This window comes from Streptomyces sp. NPDC001617 (genome assembly GCF_053596855.1).
Map to the genome: position 1 here is coordinate 1 of NZ_JBSFHA010000036.1, position 14554 is coordinate 14554.

Below are 14554 nucleotides of genomic sequence, written 5' to 3' on the forward strand. Positions count from 1 at the left end.
ACTCCGTGATCAACGGGACCTCTGCCCGTTCTGTTGCCGGGGTCCCCAACCGCGCCTATCCGCGCGACCTCTCAGACTGCTCCTAATAGTCCAGTTCCAGTTCACTATCGCCGCTGGTCAGGGGCTTTTTTTCGAGTGTAGCGAGCTGATGGGCCGTCATGTGGCGGGAGTTCGTGACCAGAGGCCCTCAATCGCTGTTGTTCTGATCGTGCAAGATGACGTCGGGCCCATCGAGTTCGTCGCGCGTACCGCACCCCAGGCTGCCGGGGCCGGAGCCCTCGCATCCCGCGGATGCCGCTGCTGTGCTCGGCGCGTCGACCGGAGCGTTCGTCCTGATCGCCGCCGATCTCGCCGCCAGCAAGTCGCTGCCCCCGCTGGAGATTCCGGTCGGGACGCTCACGTCGTCCGTTCCGGGGTCGTATCCGCTGTGGCTGCCGGGGCGGCGTTCGGCGACATGCCGCAGGCCCTGGCGGATCACCCGCCGGGGCCTGTCGGTCGAGGCTCAGATGGTCGCCGTGTCGATCACGAACCGGTACCGCACATCGCTCGCCAGCACCCGCTTGTACGCCTCGTTGATCTCGGAGGCGGTGATCCGCTCGATCTCCGCGCCGATGCCCGTGCTCGGCGCAGAAGTCGAGCATCTGCTACGAGCAGCGCCGGATCCAACTCGGCCCTGCCCCGTAGCATCAGTCCGCTCCACATAGGCCACCTCGGACGATACTTTCGAGTGCGATCAACGCTTCCGGGCCTGCAGTTCGCCGCCTTCCGGCCACCCCTTACTCAGGTTGAACTCGTCGAGTCCGGTGGTCCGATGGTGAGCCGAAGCACGATAGGTGTCACCAAGGCAGCGTGTTGACACAAGGACTCTGGCCCCTTTCAGCGGTCAGGCGGTGAGTGCCGTGCGCAGGGTGGTGGCCATCAGATCGATGGCTTCCTTCCCGGCCGGTACCGGGCCAGTGTGGGTGAAGTAGTGGTCGACACCCTCGAAGCAACGGTGGGTGACCGGAACGCCGGCAGCTTCCAGGGCCTTGGCGTAGGCGTCGCCCTCGTCGCGCAGGCGATCGTTCTCCGCGGTGATGACCAGGGCGGGCGGCAGCCCGGCGAGGTCGTCGGCCAGTCCGGGCGACACCAGCGGATGGGCCAGGTCGGCGGGATCAGGGACGTAGGCGGCGGTGAAGACCCGCATGAGCTGAGGGGTAAGCAGGGGCTTGACGATGGATGACTGCTTGGTGGCCGGGTCGGCGAGCTGGTCGAGCGGTGCCGAGTCGATGATCTGAAGGCGGGGCGTGAAGGTGCCGCGGTCCCGAGCGGTGCGGCAGACCGCGGCGGTCAGGTTGGCTCCGGCGCTGTGTCCGCCCACGGCGAGTCGCGAACCGTCCCAGTTGTTGGCGGTGCCGTTCTCGGCCACCCAGGCGGTGACGTCGTACGCCTGGGTGACGGGTACGGGGTACGGCCGCTGCGGGGCGACGGCGTAATCCACGTTGATCACCACGCAGTCGGCCGTGGCGGCTATGTAGCGGCAGATGTGGTCGTCCTGCTGGGGGCGGGCGATCACGAACCCGCCGCCGTGGAAGTTGACGTACACGGGGGCAGGGGCGGCGGCGGCCGACGGACGGTAGACGGTGCACGTCACCAGTCCGGCGCCGGTCTCCACCCGGATGGATTCCGTGCGCTTCGGGATGTCGGTGAAGCGCAGATCCTTGTGCACGCGGCTCATCATTCGGCCGAGCAACAGCTGAACCCCTCTGGCCTGGATTCTGGGCCTGAATGACATGACTGGATCCCCATCGCTACAAACTTAAAGTATCAGGATTCCTGATAATGGAGTCTCGTCGCTGATCACGCAAGGGGCAACCGCGAGCCGACTGCCGGAAGGGGTATGGACGCTCCGTAGCGCCCCGCCTGTTCGCCCAGGCCCCGTGTGGCTCCAACCCCACCTGGCCGGTGCGTCTTGTGGATCTGGTCCCGCCGCCTGGGCACCCAGGCGGCGAACGCGGCGTCCATCTCCTCCAGCGAGGAGAACGCCCGCCCGGACAGCACATGGTCACGGACGATGAGGACCTGACGCTCGACCCGACCCTTGCCGGTGGGCCGGTAGGCGGCCAGGACGTCGATGTCGAAGTCATAATGGCCGGCGAAGCCGACGGCTTCGGGGTGCAGTGGGACCGCCTCGCCCGGAGCGACGTGCCGGCACACGACGGTCTTGGTCCGGTCGTAGACGATCGACATCGGCACCCCGCCGAAGTGCGCAAACGCCCGCCGGTGGCAGTCGAAGAAGGTCTGCAGGTCCTGACTCGTGGTGAAGCAGCAGAACGGGTCGCGCGAGTACGACAGCACCATGTGGAACGAGTGAACCTTGGGGATGCCCATGTGAGCGAGGATGTTGCCCTCGTCGCCCCAGTCGACCTGGGCCTGAGCTCCCGGGACGACCTCGAAGCGGCTGTGCAGCCCTGCCAACTCCTTGGGAATGATGCCGAGTTCCTCGGCGATCCTCGGGCGAGCCTGCTGAACATAGAGCTTGACGCGCTGATAGTTGCCGGTGAACCCGTACTCCGCGGCCAGCCGCTCGTGGATCACCGACGCCTTCATCAGGATCTCGGCCCGCAGCATCGCGTCGACGAGCGGCGCGAACTCGTCGATCTTCCTGGGCACCACCTGGCCACTGGCCGAGCGACGCGGCGGAGTCGCCGGACCCGCAAGGTACTTGCGGACCGTCTTGCGGTCCAGCCCCGTCTCCCGGGCGATCTCCGACAAGCTCATCCCCCCGGACTCCAACAACCCCCGAAACCGCCGTAGTTCCGAGCAGCGACGCGGATCCAAGACCACCGCCGACCATCCCCTGCCGCCACACACCGACTACGCAGCAGACTGCCGACCAACGTTCCTCACCGCCTCAGGAACCGGCCGCGTTCATCCGTACGCGGGTGGGGACGTTCAGGGCCCTGGCAAGATTTTCGTTTGCGCCGTGAGGCGCTGTTGGTTCGAGTGGAGGTGGAAGACCTGCACCAACCCCCTGTCGCAGCAGTCGGGTTGAAGCTGAGGGCAGCCTGATCCGGGTGATGCCGGGGAGGGTGAGAGCGGCCCTGACAAAGCCGGGACGTATCCAGTACTGCCAGATGGGGCGGGTCCGGCAAGCGTGATGGAGAGGAGTACGCGAGGAACCGGCGTTCTACGTCTCTTAAAGTGCCTCCGGCTCGAACCTGGCGGATCAGGGCCGGTAGCGGTGCGTATGCAGGTCATCCTTTCGGGTGGTCTGACAACTCCTGGGTTGGTCTTCGAAAGCTGGCCGGGAGGCCACGAGGAAAGCCTGCGGCGTACTCGTGGTGATGCCGCAGGGACACAGTCGGGCTCCTCCTTCGTCGAGCGAACCACAGTGAACACGGGAACCGTCCCGAACCTCGCCCTGTCGTCTGCCGCCAGCAGGTTGCTCGGGCTGGGCGCATCGACCGCCGATCGGTCCGGGACGGGGCGGAGCCGCCGTAGTACTCCGAGGCCGGGAGGCGTCCCTGACAACAGTGACCGTCACCGTCCCACTGGCCGACGCCTGGTTCGACGACGCGTACCGACGCCTGGACTTGGTCTGGGAGACCTGGTCCATGACCGAAGACTGAACCATGGCCGTCGAACGAGATCGCCAGCCTCATTGGGCTGCCACGGGCTTGATCCACAAGTCTTGACTATTGCTCACGAACTCGCGGTCAGCGGCCATCGGTCCTTGTGACGCGCCTTCAGGAAAGGTAGATATCAGGGCATAGATGTCGGAGGTGCCGCATCTATGCCCTGAGGGGGATCTATGTCGATTGGTGACAATGTTCGGAGGAATCTCTCATCGGTCTCGGTGGAGGAACGGGTCCGCCTACGGAAGGCGATCGCGGCGCTCAACCAATCCTTCTACCCGGGCAACAAGACCGACCTCCCGATCCCCGGGGGCGTCAGCCGCTGGTTCAAGCAGGACGAGATCCACCAGAGCACACACGTGCACGGCTGCCCGGCGTTTCTTCCCTGGCACCGGGAGATCGTGAACCGGTTCGAGGAGCTGGTCCGCAGCGTCGACCCATAGCTGTCGCTGCACTACTGGGACTGGACCGAGGACCCGGCGCCGCTGTTCACCCCGGACTTCATGGGCAGCGCACACGGCCTTGCCAAACAGCCGTGGCTCGACGCGGGCTTCTACGACCCCGACACCCCCGACCACCGTGACGCCACAGGTAATCCGGCCGACCCGCCCGTGGAGATCACACGCAACGTCGGCGCCTCCGGACCCCTGGTCGGCCAAGCCGAGGACCAGCAGGCCCTCGACGCCCCGGACTTCCGGGAGTTCCACCGGCGCATCAGCACTCTGCACGCGCGAATGCACAGCTATATCGGCGGTCCGCCCAAGGATCCCGGCACGCTGACGGACCCTCACAAGTCGTTCCGCGACCCCTTCGTCTTCCTGCTGCACTCGAACGCGGACCGGCTGTTCGCGATGTGGCAACGCGATCCCGCGCACCCCGAGCGTCTCGATCCCGCCGAGGTCTACGGTACGTGGAGCACCACCGTCGGGTCCGGCGACGTGGCCACCGAGCGACCGTCCTGGGGCATCCTCAGCCCGCTAGAGCCCTGGTCCGGCCATGACGCGCAGAGTGCCGCCACCGGCATCGTCGCGAACGTCGTGAGCACCAGGCCCTGGGCCGCGCCGGACAGCCAGACCCCCGGCCTGCCACCCGGCGACCGGATCAGGGTGAGGAATTCCCTCGACGCCGAGGTGGTGGCTCCGCCCGCCTATGACACGGCGCCTTAGGTGACTGGCCCTATACCCCTGGGGGTAAGGCCCAACGGCCCAGCCGTCTTGGCCTCCTCGGCCCATGACGGCCTGACAGTCGGGAGTAACGGTGATGGTCAGGGTCACGGGCAGCCCGCGAGCGCCAGACCCGCGCCGCGTGGCCCGCGAGGAAGTGATCCCCGGTGATGTTCTGGTACAACCACGGCGTCAGCGGATGGGGGCTGGTTCGCGATGTCGGCCGGCATGTTCCTCTTCTGGGCCGTGATCATCGCGTCCGGTGTCCTGCTCTTCCGGGCCATGGCCCGCCCGGCCCACACCGGGACACCGGTCCCCCCCGCTCTCCGGGCCCACCCGAGCAGCTGCTCGCCGAGCGCTTCGCCCGCGGAGAGATCGACGAGGACGAATACAACCGCCGCATGTCCGTCCTGCGCGCCCACCGCGGCCTCTCGCCCGGCAAGAGCTGACCTACGCACCGACCGGCACGTTCCGAGGAGGCCCGTGATGAACACCAACCAGCGCAACCACGGCCAGGTCGCGGTCGCTGTGGTCGGCGCCCTGCCCCCTGGCGTGCATCAGCACCGCCCGGCGGGCGACGACCCGCTGACCAAGCACGACCGCCCGCCGTACGGTGCCCGCCGCACCTGACCGACCGGCCCGAAGGCACAGGAGGCCAAGCCCTGTCCGCGGTGATCGTCCTGCTGCTCGGGGTGGCCATCCTGACAGGAGCCGTCCACCACTCCGCCCGCCTGATCACCCCGCGCGGGGCCCGCTGCCCGAGCGCCCGCGCAACCCGCACCCCGCCGCGCTTCGTCCCCCACATGCGCAAGGCGCGCCGTGGCCCGCCGGCCCGGCGGCGCCGCACGGAACGAGAGGCCCGGCGGCTTCACCCACCTCTCCGGAGGCTGACGTGCACGTCCACCCCGCAGTGCCCGAGGCACGTTCACGGCAGCTCGGTGGTGCCGTCCACGCCACCTTCGTCGGTCTGCTCACCGCCGGCCTGTTCTCCTTCTCCGGCACAGCGGCCTTCGCGCACGGCGGCGAGGAGAGCGACCGGGCCTTCGACCTCGTAGGGCAGGGCATCGCCTACCGGGTGACCAGGCCGCACGACTCGATGGACATCCATGACAAGATCAACAACTCACTGGAGGCCAAGGACACCTCGCACGTCGATCTGGCGTACGTCCGACAGCCGCGGAAGGCGTTCAAGTCCGGCGATCTCACCGCCACCGCATCCTGCTGGAGCGGTCCATCGGCGCCCGCCTGGCCACCACCCCGCCGACCCGGTCCCGATCAACAGCCCACTTCCGATCACCGCACCGAGACCGGCACCCTCGTCGTCGCCGACCCGCTGCCCGGGCGTGGCGCGCTGCACGCCGGCGACTGGGGCTTGCCGGCCGCCTCCGTTGCCGCGGGCGTCGCCGGCATCGCGGTCGCCATCCGGATCCGCCCACACCACACGCATCGCATCAGTGACGCGGACGGTGCCGTGGGCGGTGGAGAAGGTGGTCTCCAGCACGTTGGCGCCCAGCCGGTAGCGGCGGTCCACCGCACAGGGCACGGTCGGCCGCAGGGGGCAGCCGCCCCGTGACAGCTGTCGAGGACGGCGGCGAACACCGTGGGGGAGTTCAGATCCGGGATCGGCAACCAGTCCACGGCCCCGTCGCGGGCCACCAGCGCGGCGGTGCGGCCATCCCCGATCACGGCGTAGTCCCGCAGTGGTGCGTAGCCGTCGCTGCGCTCCGGCCGCCCGCCCGCGGTCAGACGAGAAGGGACAGTCTCCATCGGAAAACCCTCCGAGCGGTGTGAGTCCCCGCCCGCCGTCGGCAGCCGGCGCCCGGCCGCAGACGCACATGGATGCCCGTGCACCTGAATGTGCCGAGGATCACTCGGCGCTCCCGCTTCGAGCCGGTACGACGGCGGCACCGGCCATCGATGGCAAGTAATTCGCCAAGGTTTCTCAAAATCGACTCCCGATGTGTCTTAGGTAAGGCTTACCTCATCTATTTTCGAGGTGTACTTCTCCGCTCATCCGCCTGGAGTCCCCCCTATGTCCAGTTCCCAGGTAGCCCTGCTCGGCGCGATCGCAGGGTTCACCATCTACCTCGGCCTGCCCCTCGGCCGGCTGCGCAGCCCGACCCCCCGGCTGCGCGCTGGCCTGAACGCCGTCGCCATCGGCATCCTGATCTTCCTGATCTGGGATGTCCTGACGCATGCCTGGGAGCCGGTCGACGACGCGCTGGGCAAGCATGACTGGGGCACTGTGACCTCCGGCGGCCTGACCCTGGCCGTGAGCCTCGGAGTCGGGCTGATGAGCCTGGTGTACTACGACGGCTCGATCGCCCGCCGCGCGGCCTCCGCCCGGCGGCCCGCGGGCCCCGGTGCCGCCACCTCCGCCGAGCTGGCCCCCAGGCTCCGCAGCCCGGCGAGCTCGCTGGCACTGATGATCGCCACCGGCATCGGTCTGCACAACTTCGCCGAGGGCCTGGCCATCGGCAACTCCGCCGCCCAGGGTGAACTCTCCCTCGCCCTTCTCCTCATCATCGGCTTCGGCCTGCACAACGCCACCGAAGGATTCGGCATCGTGGCCCCGCTGGCCGCCGAGGGTGAACGCCCGTCGTGGGCCACGCTGCTGCTGCTCGGCCTGATCGGCGGCGGCCCGACCTTCCTCGGCACCGTGGTCGGCCAGCACCTGGTCGACAACACGGTGTCGATCGCCTTCCTGGGCCTGGCCGCGGGTTCGATCCTCTACGTGGTCATCGAACTGCTGGCCGTTGCCCGCAAAGCCGCACTCAAGACCCTGACCACCTGGTGCGTCCTGCTGGGCCTCGTCCTCGGCTTCGCCACCGACGCGATCGTCACCGCCGCTGGCGCCTGAGGCTCCCGCACCATCCGCCGACAGCTGCCCGCCGGGAGAACGTGGCCGTCGGCGGTGAAGCGCGGGCATGGTGACACTGTTCATGGACGGCCATCGACGACGACGCTGCCGCAGCCTCGCCAAGACGCACGTCCTGCACGTCCTGACCGCACTCGCGATCAACGTCGAGCGGCTGGACTTTGGCGAACCCCGCCGGTCACTCCTATCGGCCTTGCCCTCCGACCGCGTTCCAGCAGTACCTCGACGCACGCAGCCTGCCCCGGCCCCTGTGGTCGCATCAAGGAAAATGACTCGAATCTTGAAATTCCCGACAGAGTGACTCATACAGTGGTGTGAGGGGTCGGTGCAGGACCACCGAGGGAGTGGGCACGTTGGGCGAGGCCGCACGCGCATCAGGAGATGAGGAATCCGGTTCTGCCGAAGTGCCGCTGCCGGATCCCGAGACGCACCTCTTCGACAGCCTGCTGCACGGCGCGGCGCGCGACGCCCGAGGTGCCTACAACAGCCACGACGCGTGGACCTTGCATCTGGGGGAAAGCGCCGCGACGTCCCGCGCCGCTCGGCTGGTGACAGTGCACGAAGTACAGCATGCTGCGCTCAACGACTGTACGTCCTACGGAATCGCGTTGGCCGTGTACGCCGTGCTGGCGCTGGACGACGACCGTCAACGCGCGGCTCTCAAGCGGCTGGTGACGTGGTGCCGTGCGGTGCACGAGGCCTTCGCCACCTACCAGAGCCTGTGCCTGGTCGCCGACGGCGACCCCGGTCTGCTGACGGGATATCCGGCGTATCAGCGGTACCACAAGGCCGCGGTCGCTCTCACGCAGCACACCGCGCACCAACGGCTGCGGGAGCTGGCGGTGGAGACGACGGCACGGGTGTGCATGCAGACACCCGCGCTGCAACGTCTGCTGGAGGACGGGCTGAGCCCGGAAGCGACGAGCGGGATCCCGCGCTACGAGCGTCCCGACGAACGGTTCAGGCTTGTACAGGCCTACGCGGACGGAGCGTTCTGGACCGCGGCCTGGGACAGGTGCCGAGGCGAGGTCGGGGGCGCATGGGACGGCCTGCTGGATGCCGAGGCCCTCGACGATCCGGGCACCTGGCAGGCCGTCACCCATGTCGTCCATGACCAGATGGCAGCCCTGCTCCAGGGACACGGCGCGACCGTGCTCGCCTACGACGGCCACCGCGACTTCACCGCGCGCGCGATCGACACGTTGCAGGCGCGGGCTCCGCATCACACGGGCCGACTGCTCGCTTCCCAGGACTCGACCCCGGACGACGTCGAAGCCTACGAAGTGTGGCGCCGCGAACGCCTCGTGGTACGCGAAGCGCCCCGCCAGGCCGTCATACGGACACTGCGGGAACTGGCGGCGGCCGGCCGAGCGGCGCTGGTCTCCGGGCACGGCGAGAACGCGCATGTGTTCGGCACCGCGCGTCCGGCCTTCCGGCTCCTTCAGCAGTTCACCTTCTCCGCCGAGGACCGCGGCACCCTCGAAGAGCAGGGAACCGCGACCGTCGTGTTCCTGCGCACGATCGACGACGACGGAGACGTCGAGTGCACGTTGCTCGCGGCCCCGAGCGAACTGGCTCTGGTCTGCTCGGCGTTGCCGCGGCGCAAGGCCGTACTGGTCAACGTGGCGCTGTCTTCGTTGGGAGACATCGCCTGGCGCGATCGATGGTCCGACGTGCTGAAGCGCACGCGGGTCACCGGCCTCATCGACCTCGCCCCGCTCGCCCAGTTCGACCTCTGGCGTGACACGGGCGAGTCTCTCACCTATGCGCAGGCCACCGTCCGGGACGGCAACGACGAACCAGCGGCGCTGTTCGCCTGTATGGTCGGTGACACCAATCTGCGGCTGCTGCTGCCCTGTTCGGACACCATGGGCGATGTCCTGGCCGACTACCTCGCCGGGCACTACCCCGCGGCCCGCCTCGATCCCACCGTGCTGACGAACTCCAGGGTCGTCGTGGAGGCGACGGTCAGTCATCTCCTCGCGGAAGAACACTATTTCGACGTATCCGCCTACCACTGGGAGGCCGGTCGCACATGACCCAGGAGATCGTCCCGTTCCTTCTCACGCGCAGGGACGGCGAGGGAGACGTCGTCACTCAGGAGGACCTTCGTAATCTCTGGTTCTCGGTGCTGCCCGACGACTACTCCTCGCAGCTGGGCTGTGAGGCCTTTCTCGACGGGGTGGCGCACGCGGTCGTGCTCGACTCCCCCGATGCGGACCTCGAACTCCGTCCTGGCGGCTGGGAGGTCGACCTCAGTCAGGGCGCCGCGCGGACGGCCGTGGCCATGGCGTTCGTCGCGGGGCTGCTGGTCCTGCTCGGCGCACCGCAGATCGCTCCCGCGGTCGTCACCACGGTCGTGCCGTTGCTCTTCGACGTGCGCCGCGTCCGGCTGACCGAGAGCCAGGGCTGTGTGCTGGCCGAGCTGGTCCGCAACCCCGATGTCGTCGACGGCCGGCTCACACCGGAAGAGATGCATGCCCTGCTGCCGGAGGAGATCCGCGCCGACTTCTCCCTGCTCGACCTGAAGGACTTCCTCGGCGTCTGCCAGCGGGCCGGCGTCGCCGACTATGCGGCGGACGGCACCGCCGCCGTCCGCCCCGAGGCTCAGGCACACTTCCGGGTCACCTTCCTCTGACAGGGACTCCCATTCCGTGATCCCGTTACGACAAAAGCTGTCACAAGTTGGCTTACTGTTCCCGGATCTTGAATGAGTAAGTACCGTACGTTCTTACCTGGTCGCCGCTTGGTCATGGAGAAATCGGGGGACATGACGTGCGCGCTTTGGGTGGGACAAACCCGCGTGATGATTTTGTGCCGTGCCATGAAGTGGACCGGGAAGTCACCGCCGACTTACATATCCTGCGCCTCGCCGGCAACGACCTGCGCTCTCGTTGCACGGCCCTCGGAAATCTCGCGATATCCCTTTACTCGCGCCATCGGTGCCAGGGGGACCAGCGGGACCTCGACGCGGCGATCGAACATCTGCGTACCGTGTTGCGACTGCTGGCGACCGGGCACCCCGAGCAAGGGACCGCGCAGGCGAACCTGGCGATGATGCTGGCCGCGCGCCGGACCCCCGAAGACCTCGACGCCGCCGTGGCACTGTGGCGCACGGGACTCGCCCGCACACGACCGGGCACCCCGGACTGGGCGGTGTCCGCCGGCCAACTCGGCCAGGGACTCTACGAGTCATTCACCCTGAGCGGGGCGGCCGCGCTGTTGGAGGAGGCCGACTCGCTGCTGGGGCAGGCCGTTCGGGCGCTGCCGTCCGTGCGGGCGCGGTCGGCGGCCAGTGCGCCCGTCGGCTTCGCGGAGACCCTGTTGGGCAACCGAGCAGTGGTCCTGATGACCCGACACCAGGTCGTGCGGCCCGACCCGCAAGGAATCGACGAGGCCATCGCCATTCTGGACGATCTCCTGCAGCGCCACACGGTCTCCGGATCCGCCGAAAAGGCGGAATGGGCCGCCACCCATCTTTCGCAGGCGCTCGTTCTGCGCCATGTGGACCGCGGAAATCCCGCCGACCTCGCCCGAGCCGCTGCGCTCGGAAAAGGGCACGAGAGCTCTCTGGAGAGGCTGGAGGAAACGGACGGCGGACCGCGTGGGAATTTCGTCGTGCCCGGTTCTCGTATGGCGGCGGCCACGGCCATCGGATCGGATGTCCGGGCCACTGTCGCCCTGTTCGGCTATCTGTCCGACGCACGCCAGGCGGATGTCGATCAGGCGATCCAGGACCAGCAGAAGGCACTCGACCAGTGCGGCGACGACGGCATGCTGCGCGGCATGCTCGTGATCAACCTGGCATTGACCCTGGCCGCCAGGCATCACGCCCGCCGAGACGGCATCCGTCCGGACGGCCGAGCGGGATCAGGGGCGCTGACGGCCGACCTGACCCGCGCGCTGGACCTCCTGCGGGAGCTCACCGGGGAGAACACGCCCGCACAGCACCGAGCGGCGGCGATAGCCCTCAGCGGCACACTGCTGCTGGACCGCCATGTGGCGGACCCCGACCAGTACGCCGGGGATGCCGCTGCGGCCGAACGTCTCCTGCGCGACGCCCTCGACCATGTGGGCCTGGATCACCGGTCCAGGATCGGCGTGCTGACACGCCTTGCCTACTGCCAGTTGATCAACGGGCGGTCGACGGGCGATCCGGCGTCCCTCGACGCGGCGGCGGACACGGCACGCCGCGCCGCGGCGGACATACCCGCCGAGTCGCCGTTGCGGTCCGGGGTGCTGGGCACCCTTGCGGACATTCTGCTGGTGCGTGCGGAGGCAACGGGATCGCCCGAGCACCAGCGGGAGGCCTCCGAGCTGAGCCGGCAGATCTGCCGCGACTTCACGGACTCCGACCGCGCGGCCGTGTTCCTCGCGGCACGCGGATGGTTCGGTTCGGCCTGGCGGCGCGGTGAGCTCGGCGAAGTCGCGGAGGCGGGCCGGATCGCGCTGGGGATGCTGCACGACATCGCGGCTCTCCAACTCGGCAGGGACCACAAGGCCGTAGCCCTTCGACAGGCCGAAGGGCTCGCGGCGCGGACCGCGTTCGCGCTGGTGGCGCAGGGAGATGCGGAGGCGGCTGCCACCGCGCTGGAGACGGGCCGGGCCGTGATGCTCGCCGAGGTCATGCAGCGCGACCATCCCGACCTGGTCAGGCTGCTGTCCAGCGAGTACCGCAACCTGTCGGCACGCTTCCGCACCGCTGCGCGGCAACTGGGCGAACTGGAGCAGCGGTTGCTGGCCGACCAGCAAGGTCTGTCGGTGGTCGACGGCATGCGGGAGGCGTACCGGGAACGACTGCGTGCCTGGGACGACGTCGTCCGGGACATCCGCGGGCTGCCGGGATTCACGACGTTCCTCAAACCGCCCACGGTGGCGGACCTGACCGAACCGGCGCATGCCTGCCGCAGCACCCTGGTCTACCTGGCGGCGACGGAGCGGGGCGGGATCGCGGTACTCGTCCCCGGCAGTCCGGACGCGGCCGACAAGACGGTGCGCGCGCTCGAGCTGCCCCGGCTCACCACCGAGTTCGAACGCAGCTCCGTGACCGCACTGCGCGCTGCCGTGACCGACGACGACGTGGACGAAGCCGAGCACCGCATGGACGAACTCGTCGACGGGCTATGGGAGTCGGTGATGTCGGCCGTCGTCGGCGCGGTCGGGCCCGGCACGTCGACGGTCCTGATACCCGACGGCCCTCTCGGCATGCTGCCGCTGCACGCCGCGGCGCGCCCCGATCCGCAGGCCCCGACCGGACGCCGCCATGTCATCGACGACATACCGATCGCCGGCGCACCCAGCGCCCGCACTCTGAGCGTCGCGGTCGCCCGCACACATCGCACGCCGGTCGGCCGGTTGCTCGCGGTGCGCGATCCGGAGCCGTGCGACGGGCCGCCCCTACCGGGTGCCGCGACCGAGATCCAGCGCGTGCGGGCCGTACTGCCACCCGCGATCGAGGTCCGGGAACTGCACGGCACGGCCGCCACCCGACACCACGTCCAACAGGCACTCGAGGAGGCCGACGTCTGCCACTTCGCCTGTCACGCGTACGTACAGCCCGACCGTCCGCTCGACGCCGGACTCGGCCTCGCCGGCGGCGAGCGGCTCACCGTGCGGGACATGTTCGCCAGGCCCGCCGTGACCGCCCGGCTCGCCGTGCTGTCGGCATGCGACAGCGGCCAGGTGGACGAGAGCCTGCCCGACGAGGTCGTCGGACTCCCCACCGGGTTCATGCAGGCGGGATTCGGTGCGGTGATCGCCGCGCAGTGGCCGGTCGAGGACGCCCCGGCCGCCGCGCAGATGGCGCAGACCTACCGGTACTGGCTCGGCGAGGGGCTGAGTTTGCCGGCCGCGGTCGGGCGCGCGATGGCGTGGCTGCGGGACAGCACGAACGCGCAGAAGCACACGGCCTATCCCGAACTCGCCGACTTCGCTCCCGACGGAGATCCCGAGTGGGCGGGATACAGGGAGCACAGCAGTCCGCTGGTCTGGGCCGCATTCGGCTGCGTGGGGATCTGAGGGGGACCATGGGCTCGTTCGAGGCTCTGCTCGCCACACTGATCGGGGTGGTGCCCGGCGCGCTGTACACCTGGGAACTGGAGAAACAGGCGGGCGCCTGGGGCGTGAACCTGTCGGACCGGGTGCTGCGCTTCCTGGGCGTCTCCGTGCTCTTCCACCTGGCGTGCGCACCCCTCACCTGGTGGCTGGTGCAGCAGGGCCGGCACGGGGCACTCCGGAGCGACGGCACACCATGGCTGCTGTGGCCGGTCGTCGCGGTCTACGCACTCGTGCCCGCAGCGCTCGGTCACACGGTCGGTGTCGCGACCCGGCGCCGACGCCCCTGGGCCCGCTGGCTCACCGGCCCGGCGCCCGCGCCCCGTGCCTGGGACCAGGTCTTCTCGCACGAAGGCAGCCTCTGGCTGAGGATCCGGCTCAAGGATCCCAGTGGCGGGGACAACGGCTGGTTCGCCGGCGCCTTCGCTCCGGCACGCCGCGGCCCGCACTCGTACGCCTCCGGGTTCCCGCACGACCAGGACATCTATCTGGCGGAGACGGTGGAGGTCGATCCGGCGTCGGGCCGGATCCGCATGGTGGAGGGACGACCGCAGTTCCGCGGGGTCGGCGTGCTGATGCGGTGGGAGGAAATCGCCTACGCCGAGGTCATGTCCGTTGAGGGGGAATAAGGAATGAGCGACGAGACGACAGGCGCCGGGAGTGCCCAGGAGAAGGAACAGCAGGAAGGCCCACCTCGGACGGAGGCTCCGCCGACTCGGCGTCGACGCACCGTGCGCCGCCGAGGGGGGTACATGCCGACCGGGCCCGGTGCCACGGCCATGGCGGCGCCGCCGCCCGCTGTGACGATCACCGACCCTCCCGCCGCGCCGACGCCCGCGGCC

At 69.0% G+C, this 14554-nt stretch carries 11 protein-coding genes and 2 pseudogenes; 10 read left to right on the forward strand and 3 right to left on the reverse strand.

The window, feature by feature from the left end:
- Positions 1-502 precede the first annotated feature (502 nt).
- The 3 genes and pseudogenes from ACWC09_RS25660 to istA all read right to left on the reverse strand — a co-directional run.
- Positions 503-644, reverse strand: a pseudogene (locus ACWC09_RS25660) (alcohol dehydrogenase); the annotation flags it as partial.
- A 239-nt stretch (positions 645-883) separates the two neighbouring features.
- Positions 884-1717, reverse strand: coding sequence for an alpha/beta hydrolase (locus ACWC09_RS25665; RefSeq protein ID WP_450853007.1), 834 nt, complete (start codon positions 1715-1717; stop codon positions 884-886).
- Positions 1718-1839: 122 nt separating this feature from the next.
- Positions 1840-2853: an IS21 family transposase gene (istA, locus tag ACWC09_RS25670; RefSeq protein WP_450852942.1), complete on the reverse strand. Its 1014-nt coding sequence runs from the start codon at positions 2851-2853 to the stop codon at positions 1840-1842.
- A gap of 599 nt (positions 2854-3452) precedes the next feature.
- Here istA and ACWC09_RS25675 point away from each other — a divergent pair.
- The 10 genes and pseudogenes from ACWC09_RS25675 (at position 3453) to ACWC09_RS25720 (ending at position 14341) form a co-directional block, all read left to right on the forward strand.
- Positions 3453-3611 (forward strand): DUF5959 family protein, encoded by a 159-nt coding sequence (locus ACWC09_RS25675; RefSeq protein ID WP_450853008.1) that lies wholly within the window; start codon positions 3453-3455, stop codon positions 3609-3611.
- Positions 3612-3838: 227 nt separating this feature from the next.
- Positions 3839-4783 (forward strand): annotated as a pseudogene (locus ACWC09_RS25680) (tyrosinase family protein).
- Between the two features lie 167 nt (positions 4784-4950).
- On the forward strand, positions 4951-5229 hold the full coding sequence (locus ACWC09_RS25685; protein WP_450852943.1) for an SHOCT domain-containing protein: 279 nt from the start codon (positions 4951-4953) through the stop codon (positions 5227-5229).
- Between the two features lie 37 nt (positions 5230-5266).
- Positions 5267-5410 carry a hypothetical protein gene (locus ACWC09_RS25690; RefSeq protein ID WP_450852944.1) on the forward strand — a complete coding sequence of 48 codons (144 nt, stop codon included), beginning with the start codon at positions 5267-5269 and terminating at the stop codon, positions 5408-5410.
- A 262-nt stretch (positions 5411-5672) separates the two neighbouring features.
- A complete protein-coding gene (locus ACWC09_RS25695) occupies positions 5673-6353 on the forward strand; it encodes a hypothetical protein (RefSeq protein WP_450852945.1) in 681 nt (226 codons plus the stop codon).
- A gap of 459 nt (positions 6354-6812) precedes the next feature.
- Positions 6813-7640 carry a ZIP family metal transporter gene (locus ACWC09_RS25700; protein WP_450852946.1) on the forward strand — a complete coding sequence of 276 codons (828 nt, stop codon included), beginning with the start codon at positions 6813-6815 and terminating at the stop codon, positions 7638-7640.
- Between the two features lie 422 nt (positions 7641-8062).
- Positions 8063-9697 carry a hypothetical protein gene (locus tag ACWC09_RS25705; protein WP_450852947.1) on the forward strand — a complete coding sequence of 545 codons (1635 nt, stop codon included), beginning with the start codon at positions 8063-8065 and terminating at the stop codon, positions 9695-9697.
- Complete coding sequence (locus ACWC09_RS25710) at positions 9694-10296, forward strand: hypothetical protein (protein WP_450852948.1); 603 nt, start codon at positions 9694-9696, stop codon at positions 10294-10296. Before ACWC09_RS25705 ends, ACWC09_RS25710 begins: the two co-directional genes overlap by 4 nt.
- 356 nt (positions 10297-10652) lie before the next feature.
- Complete coding sequence (locus ACWC09_RS25715; RefSeq protein ID WP_450852949.1) at positions 10653-13676, forward strand: CHAT domain-containing protein; 3024 nt, start codon at positions 10653-10655, stop codon at positions 13674-13676.
- 8 nt (positions 13677-13684) lie between these two features.
- Positions 13685-14341 (forward strand): DUF6338 family protein, encoded by a 657-nt coding sequence (locus ACWC09_RS25720; protein ID WP_450852950.1) that lies wholly within the window; start codon positions 13685-13687, stop codon positions 14339-14341.
- The last annotated feature ends 213 nt before the right edge of the window (positions 14342-14554 follow it).

Coding starts and splice junctions, on each gene's coding strand:
- ACWC09_RS25665 (WP_450853007.1), bottom strand. CDS start 1,717: ATGAGCCGCGTGCACAAGGATCTGCGCTTCACCGACATCCCGAAGCGC.
- ACWC09_RS25685 (WP_450852943.1), top strand. CDS start 4,951: ATGTTCTGGTACAACCACGGCGTCAGCGGATGGGGGCTGGTTCGCGAT.
- ACWC09_RS25690 (WP_450852944.1), top strand. CDS start 5,267: ATGAACACCAACCAGCGCAACCACGGCCAGGTCGCGGTCGCTGTGGTC.
- ACWC09_RS25700 (WP_450852946.1), top strand. CDS start 6,813: ATGTCCAGTTCCCAGGTAGCCCTGCTCGGCGCGATCGCAGGGTTCACC.
- ACWC09_RS25710 (WP_450852948.1), top strand. CDS start 9,694: ATGACCCAGGAGATCGTCCCGTTCCTTCTCACGCGCAGGGACGGCGAG.
- ACWC09_RS25720 (WP_450852950.1), top strand. CDS start 13,685: ATGGGCTCGTTCGAGGCTCTGCTCGCCACACTGATCGGGGTGGTGCCC.